The 8,379-nt window shown below is 36.5% G+C and carries 9 protein-coding genes and 1 tRNA gene; 2 read left to right on the top strand and 8 right to left on the bottom strand.

The annotated features are described in order from the left end of the window. Positions 1–134 (top strand): integrase core domain-containing protein (locus CXF67_RS19100; RefSeq protein ID WP_145990336.1); only part of this gene is annotated, 134 nt, incomplete at its 5' end. A gap of 57 nt (positions 135–191) precedes the next feature. Here CXF67_RS19100 and CXF67_RS00550 read toward each other — a convergent pair. The 3 genes from CXF67_RS00550 to CXF67_RS00540 all read right to left on the bottom strand — a co-directional run bounded on the left by CXF67_RS00550 (position 192) and on the right by CXF67_RS00540 (position 1,331). Beyond that, positions 192–395: a hypothetical protein gene (locus CXF67_RS00550; protein ID WP_102086964.1), complete on the bottom strand. Its 204-nt coding sequence runs from the start codon at positions 393–395 to the stop codon at positions 192–194. Positions 396–471: 76 nt separating this feature from the next. Beyond that, positions 472–882: a hypothetical protein gene (locus CXF67_RS00545; protein WP_102086963.1), complete on the bottom strand. Its 411-nt coding sequence runs from the start codon at positions 880–882 to the stop codon at positions 472–474. A gap of 367 nt (positions 883–1,249) precedes the next feature. Beyond that, a tRNA-Leu gene (locus CXF67_RS00540) sits at positions 1,250–1,331 on the bottom strand. 168 nt (positions 1,332–1,499) lie between these two features. Between CXF67_RS00540 and CXF67_RS00535 the strand changes: the two genes are divergently transcribed. After that, on the top strand, positions 1,500–2,897 hold the full coding sequence (locus CXF67_RS00535) for a dipeptidase (RefSeq protein WP_102086962.1): 1,398 nt from the start codon (positions 1,500–1,502) through the stop codon (positions 2,895–2,897). Between the two features lie 602 nt (positions 2,898–3,499). Here the strand turns inward: CXF67_RS00535 and hemE are convergent. The 5 genes from hemE to CXF67_RS00510 are packed head-to-tail and all read right to left on the bottom strand — an operon-like array spanning position 3,500 to position 8,357. Beyond that, complete coding sequence (gene hemE / locus CXF67_RS00530) at positions 3,500–4,522, bottom strand: uroporphyrinogen decarboxylase (RefSeq protein WP_102086961.1); 1,023 nt, start codon at positions 4,520–4,522, stop codon at positions 3,500–3,502. Positions 4,523–4,571: 49 nt separating this feature from the next. Further along, positions 4,572–5,558: a porphobilinogen synthase gene (hemB, locus tag CXF67_RS00525; protein WP_102086960.1), complete on the bottom strand. Its 987-nt coding sequence runs from the start codon at positions 5,556–5,558 to the stop codon at positions 4,572–4,574. A gap of 9 nt (positions 5,559–5,567) precedes the next feature. Next, positions 5,568–6,344: an enoyl-CoA hydratase/isomerase family protein gene (locus tag CXF67_RS00520; protein WP_102086959.1), complete on the bottom strand. Its 777-nt coding sequence runs from the start codon at positions 6,342–6,344 to the stop codon at positions 5,568–5,570. Next, the gene (locus CXF67_RS00515) at positions 6,334–7,800 is read right to left on the bottom strand and encodes a sensor histidine kinase (protein WP_102086958.1); all 1,467 of its coding nucleotides are present in this window, start codon (positions 7,798–7,800) and stop codon (positions 6,334–6,336) included. Before CXF67_RS00515 ends, CXF67_RS00520 begins: the two co-directional genes overlap by 11 nt. Further along, complete coding sequence (locus tag CXF67_RS00510) at positions 7,800–8,357, bottom strand: CopD family protein (protein WP_257984530.1); 558 nt, start codon at positions 8,355–8,357, stop codon at positions 7,800–7,802. Before CXF67_RS00510 ends, CXF67_RS00515 begins: the two co-directional genes overlap by 1 nt. Positions 8,358–8,379: the final 22 nt, after the last annotated feature.

Genomic DNA, 8,379 nt, shown 5'->3' with positions numbered 1-8,379 from the left:
AGCTATTTGATTGTTTAAGGGACTATATCAGTTGGTATAACACAAAAAGAATACATTCTACTTTAGGTTATAAAACACCTTTAGAGATGCAGTTAGAATTAGAAAGTTATTTAATAAAGCGGCTTAAAAAATAGTCACGTATTTTGTAGGTATTCCAAAATATACACTCACAAATCAAGTAAATCAAAATATCATTTCAAATCTTCAAGTTTTGTAATTAGACTATCTATTTGATTTGCATCCATTCTTTTAGTGATTCTTATCGCTAAATCTGAAATTCGTTTTTCATCAAATTTATACAAACCCCCATAAATTTCATTCTTCAATTCAAAAATAAAAGAGACCCTAGCCTTCTCAATTCTTCTACCAACACTAAAATTTAAAAAGGTGTTCATTATAAAATAAAAATAGTCAACGAAAATCTTGATTACCTACTGTTATAGTTCCATCTTTATTGAAAAGTGATAAGCATTAAGAAGTGCAATAGCTGATAAGTAAAGTACCTATGGCTAAAAGTATCAAAACTATATCTTTACCAATATCAAACCTATATTTATTTTTTTCTCTTTTTTTATTCTCAATTCTTTCTTCAACCATTTGAGTATAGCCCCCTTTATAAAGTAAAAAAGTTTTTCCATCATCAGTTAGTTTGTACTTTTTACAAAAAGCAACATGATCGTGTTTAATAAGGTATCCATCACTCACAAGTAAAGCTAAATACTCATCTTTTTTTGTATGATTCGATACTTCATTATTTTCAAATTTAATAAAATCAAGCGCTTTATAAATTTCTGATTTTAGTAAATAAGAGTTATCAGTAACAGGAGCTTCATAGATATTCTTTAAAAATTTATCTGCAATCTTAGCTTCTTGTAGAGTCATAAATAGGTGTCGTTTTTTTAAATTATCAAGACTTTAAAGAAAGAGTCAATAATAGTTATTGAAATTTAAAACTTTTTTCTGGAACCTTAGAAAACTCGTAATAAATAATCTTTTACTATTTTAATTTTATCAATTGAGAGAGGAGTTTTAAAACTGATTCTTTTTTAGTTACATTATGTTTTTCAGTGTATTTGTGAAGCTTAAGAATGTCAAAATGCAGAATTTTACTTTAAATTTAATTTTTAGAGAATTAAGGCTAAGCTTATTATTAAATATAGTTGGCGAAGTTTTTAGTACAATTATAGTACAACTATAAAATAATAAAAGGCTAAACAGTTGATTTTCAACCATTTAACCTTTTAAGAAGTACGGGCGGAGAGACTCGAACTCTCACACCTCGCGGCACTAGATCCTAAGTCTAGCGTGTCTACCAATTCCACCACGCCCGCAATTATTTTTAGTATGTCTATCTCTCGACACTTCGAGATCTTTACACTCACAGTAGCATACCTAATAATCGGGTTTACTTTTGCGAGTGCAAATATAAATAATATATACAACTTTCAAATCATGTTTCGAGAAAATAATTTATATTGTAAAAACTCTAAAAAAAACCTATGAATATTAATACTTATATAGATAAACACCGACAAAGATTCATTGATGAGTTAGTGGAATTACTTAAAATTCCTTCGGTCAGCGCTGATCCTAATTTTAAAAAAGAAGTTTTGTTGACTGCTGATGCCGTAAAAGTAAATTTGGAAGCTGTTGGATGTGATAGAGTTGAAATTTGTGAAACCCCAGGAAATCCTATAGTTTATGGAGAAAAAATTATAGACAAGTCCCTGCCTACGGTTTTAGTTTATGGCCATTACGACGTGCAACCCCCAGATCCTCTCGATTTATGGAGCAGCCCTCCTTTTGATCCCATTATCAAGAAAACAGAGATCCATCCCGAGGGAGCGATATTTGCTAGAGGAGCTTGCGATGATAAAGGCCAAATGTATATGCACGTGAAAGCGCTTGAAATCATGATTCAAAATGATGAATTGCCTTGCAACGTCAAATTTATGATCGAAGGCGAAGAAGAGGTTGGAAGTGTGAGTCTGGAGTGGTTTTTAGAACACAACCAAGAGAAACTGACCAACGATGTGGTCTTGATTTCAGATACAGGAATGATCAGTAAGGAGGTTCCTTCAATCACCACTGGGTTGAGGGGTTTGAGCTATGTTGAAGTTGAAGTCGAAAGTTCAAATCGTGATTTACACTCTGGACTTTACGGCGGAGCAGTAGCCAATCCTATCAATATTTTATCAAAAATGATCGCTTCGCTTCATGATGACAACAATCACATCACCATTCCTGGATTTTATGATAAAGTAGAGGTATTGAGCGAGCTAGAACGAAAAAAAATGGCGGAAGCCCCTTTCGATCTTGAAGAGTATAAAAATCATATCGGCATTACTGATGTTCATGGTGAAAAAGGATACTCAACCAATGAGCGCAACTCCATTCGGCCTGCTCTAGATGTCAATGGGATTTGGGGAGGCTATACTGGAGAAGGCGCCAAAACTGTAATTCCAAGTAAGGCCTTTGCTAAAATATCTATGAGATTAGTTCCCCATCAAGATTGGAGAGAAATCACAGACCTTTTCAAAACTCATTTCGAAAACATCGCTCCAAGAAGTGTAAAGGTAAAAGTAACACCTCATCACGGTGGCCAAGGCTATGTCACTCCTATAGACAGTATTGAGTATAAGGCTGCAGATCTTGCTTTCCACGATGTATTTGGCAAAGCGGCTGTCCCACAACGTAGCGGCGGAAGCATTCCTATTGTCTCCTTATTTGAAAAGTATTTGCAAAGTAAAACCGTCTTAATGGGGTTTGGACTTAACTCCGATGCCATACATTCTCCAAATGAGCATTTCGGGATTTGGAATTACTTAAAAGGGATTGAAACCATTCCTTATTTCTACAAGCATTTTACAAAACTCTACAAGGAAACAAATCACTAAATTATGGGCGTTACCCTCCCCAATGGATTGGGGAGGGTCGGGCTATATGTTCCAAGCTATTTCAGTAAAACCTAAAAAAATATAAACCTAACCAGAGCTTCTCTTAGTCGCTTGGCGAGGCTTTATTTTTTAAAGGCTTTTCTTTATAGGCTTTCCACCGCTATCCCTAACCCAAGATCACGTTCTTCTCTACCTGTAGGTTTTGAACTCTAAACTCTACTTATAGTATTATACCAATTTAAACCTATAATGTCGCCATAAATCGTTTCTTTTTTGTCTGCTTTTTATCAAAACTAATTACCATAACTATCGCTATACTTATATTTTTTTCCTCAACTAAGTAAAAAACCTGCGCTGAGCAACTTCGTAGTATCATTCAAATTTTTAATACACCATTTAAAACTGAATTGGTATGAGAGATTTGGTTGAATCTACACACTGACTTCAGTTGGGACTTCTTACCCCAGACGCTACATTAAGTAGAGATGAATTTGAAAGTTAACTGTCTGAAACCCTTAAAATCAGCAAGGGTAAAATCAAAAGAAATAGAAAACCCTCTTCTAAAGGCTAAAAGAGGGCTGTTATAAATTATGACTGAAATTCTATTTGTATTCCTTAACAGCGTCTACAAAAGCTTTTGCATTTTCTACGGGAATATTGGGTAAAATACCATGCCCTAAATTCACGATGTAGCGGTCTTTTCCAAATTCGTCGATCATTTGATGGACCATTCGTTTGATGTCTTTGGGAGGAGAAAACAATCTAGAAGGATCAAAATTTCCTTGCAATGTTATATTTCCACCGGATAAATATCTAGCGTTTCGACCTGAGCAAGTCCAGTCCACACCAAGCGCTGAAGCCCCAGATTTTGCCATGACATCCAAAGCAAACCAGCAGCCTTTCCCAAAAGCAATTACAGGGATCATATCTTTCAAAGCCTCTATAATCTGCTGGATATACGGCCAAGAAAATTCTTGATAATCTACTGGTGATAGCATTCCACCCCAAGAATCAAAAACTTGAACAGCGTCCACACCAGCTTCAACTTTTCCTTTGAGGTAAGCAATAGTCGTATCTGTGATTTTTTGAAGGAGTTCATGGGCCATTTGAGGTTCTGTAAAACAAAACTCTTTGGCCTTGTCAAAATTTTTGGAACCTTGTCCTTGTACACAATAGCAGAAAATAGTCCAGGGAGAGCCTGCAAAACCGATTAAAGGAACCTCATCGTTCAATTCTTTCTTAGTCATTTTTATCGCCTCATAGACGTATCCCAATTCTTCGTAAACATCGGGGACAATCACTTGATCTAAACTTTTACGATCTCGTATTGGATTGGGAAGCCATGGTCCAAAATCAGGTTTCATTTGCACTTCTATATTCATCGCTTGCGGCACTACCAAAATATCACTAAACAATATAGCAGCATCGGTACCGACTTGGTGAATTGGCATCACTGTAATTTCTGTGGCGAGCTCTGGTGTTCTGCAGCGCGTAAAGAAATCATATTTGGCTTTTAGCTTCATAAAATCTGGAAGATAACGCCCCGCTTGTCTCATCATCCAAACTGGTGGTCTTTCAACAGTTTCCCCTCGTAAAGCTTTTAAAAATAAATCGTTTTTAATCATTGATTTTGTATTGGTAATCTATTGGAATCTAATTCAGAAAAATTAAGGCCTAGAGTAATTTGACCGCATCTTTAGCAAAATAACTTGCAATCATACTAGCCCCTGCTCTCTTAATAGCTGTGAGTTGTTCTAGCATCACAGCATCATGATCTAACCAGCCTTTGGCTGAAGCCGCTTTTAGCATTGCATATTCTCCACTCACTTGGTAAACAGCCACAGGCACTTCTACTTCATTAGCTATATCTCTTACAATATCCAGGTAACAAAGTCCGGGTTTTACCATTACAATATCTGCCCCTTCATCGATATCTGAAAAGGTCTCTTTTAAAGCTTCACTCCTATTGGCGGGATCCATTTGATACGTCTTCTTATCCTTAGGAATACCTTTAACATCCACTGGAGCAGAATCTAAAGCATCTCTAAATGGACCATAAAAAGCAGAGGCGAACTTAGCTGAATAACTCATAATGCCGGTATCCGTAAAATGAGCATCTTCTAAAACACTTCGGATCTCTAAGATTCTACCATCCATCATATCGCTAGGGGCCACAAAATCGGCTCCAGCTTGAGCATGGCTTAGAGCCATTTGAGCAAGAAAAAAATTGGTTCTATCGTTGACTATTTTCCCTTGATCGACAATGCCGTCGTGCCCATAAATAGAGTAGGGATCTAAAGCCACATCGGTCATAACCAACATTTCGGGAGCTGCATTCTTTACGGTTTTTATCGCTCGCTGCATCAATCCATCAGGGTTTGTAGCTTCTACACCACGGTTGTCTTTTAAAGCGTCTTCGACTTTTACAAAAAGCAAAACCGACTTCAATCCCATTTGCCAAAGTTCTTTGACTTCCTTGGCGAGCAAGTCCAAACTAAACCTATAATAATTAGGCATAGAATCGATTTCATCTTTTACGCCTTTTCCCTCAACTACAAATAGGGGGACAATAAAGTCAGTTGGGCTTAAATGAGTTTCTCTTATCAGCGATCGTATAGAATCGTTTTGTCTTAGGCGACGGTGTCTTTGCAATGGAAACATAAAGGGTATTTATTTAAAATTTGCTTTGCGTTTGTTTAAAAAAGCCTGGGTGCCTTCTTTAAAATCATCAGTGCCAAAAGATGTTCCAAAATTTTCTATTTCTGTATCAAATCCATTCACACCATCTTTATAATTATCGTTCACAGCTGCGATAGCAGAAGAAATGGCTACCATAGAATTGTTAAGGATTTTTCCAGCTAGTTTCTGAGCTAGTGGTAACAACTCTTCAATTGTCGTCACATGATTGACCAATCCATAGTCTTTTGCGGTAGTGGCATCGATCATTCCTGCCGTCATGATCATTTCCATGGCTCTCCCTTTACCTACTAATTGTGGCAAGCGCTGAGTGCCTCCATAACCAGGAATAACCCCTAGTGAAGTTTCTGGAAGTCCCAGTTTTGCATTATCACTAGCCACTCTAAAATGGGTAGACATGGCCAACTCCAAGCCACCTCCCAAGGCAAAACCATTGACAGCGGCAATGACTGGTTTTGGAAAATTAGCGATATAGTCGAATACTCTCTCTTGGCCTTTAGCGGCAAGGTCCTTCCCTTCTTCCACAGAATAGTCTGAAAACTCTGAAATATCTGCACCCGCAACAAAAGCTTTTTCTCCACTTCCGGTTAAAATAACCACAGCAGCGTCTTCATTGTTACGTAAAGCTTTAAAAGCTTGGTGTAACTCTTCAATAGTCTCACGGTTGAGTGCATTTAGTTTTTTAGGTCTATTAATTCGAACTAATGCAATGCGGTCTTCAATATCAACTTGTAAATTTTCAAATGTCATGAGTATTGGATTTTGGTAGTTTAAGTGTAAAGATAGTGCCTTCCTCAAGTTTTGAAGTCAGTTTTATATCTCCTTTATAAGTTTCAATGATATTTTTAACCATTCCTAAGCCCAATCCCATTCCACTAGATTTGGTTGTAAACCTCGGCTCAAAAATACGCTCTTGCATGTCTATTGGAATTCCGCTTCCATTATCTTCAACGTTTATTATTACATCTTCTTCTTGGGTAGAAATCTTAACTTCTATAACAGGATTTTCTAGATGTTCCGTCGCTTGCAGGGCATTTTTAACTAAGTTAGTGATGATCCTTATCAGTTGGTTTCTATCAAACTTAATTTCTATATTCTCTTTTTCAGGATTAAAATGAATATGATTTTCATTGAAAATTTCCAAAGCTAATCTTATAATTTCAACAGCATTAAGGGTCTCATTTTGTTGAGCAGGCATTTTTGCAAAGTCTGAAAAGGCACTAGCAATAGCACTCAGGTTATCGATTTGTTGAACAATAGTTTTAGAAAATTCATTAACTCGTTCTCCTATTTGGGGATCATCTGGGTTAAAGTTTCTTTTAAAACTCTGCATGCTCAAACGCATTGGCGTCAACGGGTTTTTAATCTCGTGAGCCACTTGCCTCGCCATTTGCCTCCAAGCTTCTTCCCTTTCTGTTTTAGCTAACTTTAAGGCACTGACCTCAAGTTCATCAATCATTTCGTTATAAGCTTTGATAAGGGGTCTTATTTCGTAGCTGATTTCTTCTAAAGAAATTTTAGGATTTGGTTGATCTAGACGTGTTTTTATAATTTTCCGACTTACACTTTGTAAAGACCTAGTGATGTATTTAGACAAGAAGTAGGCTAGGACTATGGCAGATATAAGCATAATCAAATACACTTGAGAAAGAAGAATCAAAAATCCACGAAGTTCTTGTTCTAAAAAGCCGTCATCTTCGATATAAGGTAGATTCAAAATCCCTATAGGCTTAAAATAATTATCTAAAATATAAGTATAAGACGATTGATAGTTTTGATCATTGATTTTGAAATTATCAACGTATTTTTTTTCAGCAGAGTTTTCAAGAGATTTTGCTTTTTGAGGCTGCATTCGCGTTTCTACAGAATCCATATAAAACGTCGCAAACGAAGATTTCAAAAGATACCCATCAAGGCCGTAGATATTGATTTCAGTATTATGAATATCTTGGATCTCGTAGATCTTTTCTTTGAAAATAAGGGATAGATTTTTAGTATCTACTGGATAAGTCGTCGTTCTTAGGACGTAGTTGATATTGGCACGAATCGCGTTTTCTTTGCGGTTGAGTTTTTCGCGATGCAACTCTTTGGCCTCCTGTGTAAACTGATAAATGGTTACCCCTGCAATAAGTATAGAGGCAGCGACAACCAGAGCAATCATAGAAATAAAAATACGAGTACGTAAAGATTTTTTATAATTGAACATCAGGCTGAAGGCTTTGGATTCCTAATTCGCTTATAGAGTTTAACGCCTAACATAAGTATAAGGCCAAGACCAATAAGACCTAACAATGCCCATATCCAACTGATGGAGTTTTTCAAGATCACTAGAAAAACGATAGCAAACAAAATAAGAGTGGGTCCTTCATTCCAAAGTCGCATTCCATTAGAAGTCCAGCGGATATCATCGTTTTGAAACTGTTTAAAGATAAATTGATTTTTGATGTGGTAAGCAAACAATAAACCAACAAAGACAAGCTTCACATGCATCCACCCTTGTTCTAACCATCCTGGCACAAGAATTAAAAGCCAAACGGCAAAAATAGTGGACAATACAGCCGAAGGCCAAGTAATAATATACCATAAGCGTTTGGCCATGATCTTAAGCTGTTCACTTAAGATATCTCTATCTGGCTGTGGCTTTTGCCGGGCTTCGATATGATATATGAACAAACGGGGTACATAAAACAATCCCGCAAACCAAGTGATCACGAAAATAAGATGAAGAGATTTGATGTAATTATAGTCCACAGCGCTACTCAATTAATTTAGAATCCAAAGATAA

This window comes from Psychroflexus sp. MES1-P1E, assembly GCF_002836055.1.
In the GTDB taxonomy this organism is placed as follows: Bacteria; Bacteroidota; Bacteroidia; order Flavobacteriales; family Flavobacteriaceae; genus Psychroflexus.
Note: the sequence above shows the minus strand (reverse complement) of the source record. Positions and strands in the feature narration are given on the sequence as shown.

Excerpts from the sequence above, each read along its gene's own strand:
- CXF67_RS00550 (WP_102086964.1), bottom strand. The coding sequence starts at position 395 with ATGAACACCTTTTTAAATTTTAGTGTTGGTAGAAGAATTGAGAAGGCT.
- CXF67_RS00545 (WP_102086963.1), bottom strand. The coding sequence starts at position 882 with ATGACTCTACAAGAAGCTAAGATTGCAGATAAATTTTTAAAGAATATC.
- CXF67_RS00535 (WP_102086962.1), top strand. The coding sequence starts at position 1,500 with ATGAATATTAATACTTATATAGATAAACACCGACAAAGATTCATTGAT.
- hemE (WP_102086961.1), bottom strand. The coding sequence starts at position 4,522 with ATGATTAAAAACGATTTATTTTTAAAAGCTTTACGAGGGGAAACTGTT.
- hemB (WP_102086960.1), bottom strand. The coding sequence starts at position 5,558 with ATGTTTCCATTGCAAAGACACCGTCGCCTAAGACAAAACGATTCTATA.
- CXF67_RS00520 (WP_102086959.1), bottom strand. The coding sequence starts at position 6,344 with ATGACATTTGAAAATTTACAAGTTGATATTGAAGACCGCATTGCATTA.
- CXF67_RS00515 (WP_102086958.1), bottom strand. The coding sequence starts at position 7,800 with ATGTTCAATTATAAAAAATCTTTACGTACTCGTATTTTTATTTCTATG.